Source organism: Catellatospora sp. NPDC049111 (assembly GCF_040648615.1).
GTDB lineage: Bacteria > Actinomycetota > Actinomycetes > Mycobacteriales > Micromonosporaceae > Catellatospora > Catellatospora aurea.
Genome location: NZ_JBEZEB010000022.1, coordinates 133,705 through 134,421 on the forward strand (window position 1 = coordinate 133,705; position 717 = coordinate 134,421).

General features: G+C 76.0%; 1 pseudogene. It reads left to right on the top strand.

Annotated features, from left to right (window positions below):
• Positions 1 to 717 (top strand): annotated as a pseudogene (locus tag AB0B66_RS26690) (hypothetical protein); the annotation flags it as partial.

Consider the following 717-nt stretch of genomic DNA (forward strand, 5'->3'; position numbering starts at 1 on the left):
GCCTTCACGGCCGCCGCCGGTGCGGTCACGGTCGCCGAAGCCTCCGCTGCGGTAGCCGCCACGGTCCTCGGACGGGCGGCGGAAGCCGCCTTCGCGGCGGTCGCCGCCACCGAAACGCTCACGGTCGCCACCACTGCGGAAGCCGCCCTCGCGGCTGCCGCCCGTGCGGTCGCCGTAGCTCGGACGGTCGCCACCGCTGCGGAAACCACCCTCGCGGCTGCCACCGGAACGGTCGCCGTAGCTCGGACGGTCACCGCCACTACGGAAACCGCCCTCACGACGGTCGCCGCCGCTACGGAAGCCGCCGCGGTCGCCACCACGGTCGTCGCCGCCGCGGAAGCCGCCCTCGCGACGGTCGCCGCCGCCGAAGCGCTCACGGTCGCCACCACTGCGGAAGCCGCCCTCGCGACGGTCGCCGCCGGGACGGTCGCCACCGCGGGAGTACCCACCGCGGTCGCCACCCGAACGGAAACCACCCTCACGGCTGCCACCGGAACGGTCGCCGTAGCCGGGACGATCGCCGCCGCTACGGAAGCCGCCCTCGCGGCGGTCACCACCGGCGCGGTCCCGGTCACCACCACGGAAGCCGCCCTCGCGGCTGCCGGAACGGTCGCCGTAGCCCGGACGGTCGCCACCGCGGGAGTACCCACCGCGGTCGCCACCCGAACGGAAACCACCCTCACGGCTGCCACCGGAACGGTCGCCGTAGCCGGGACG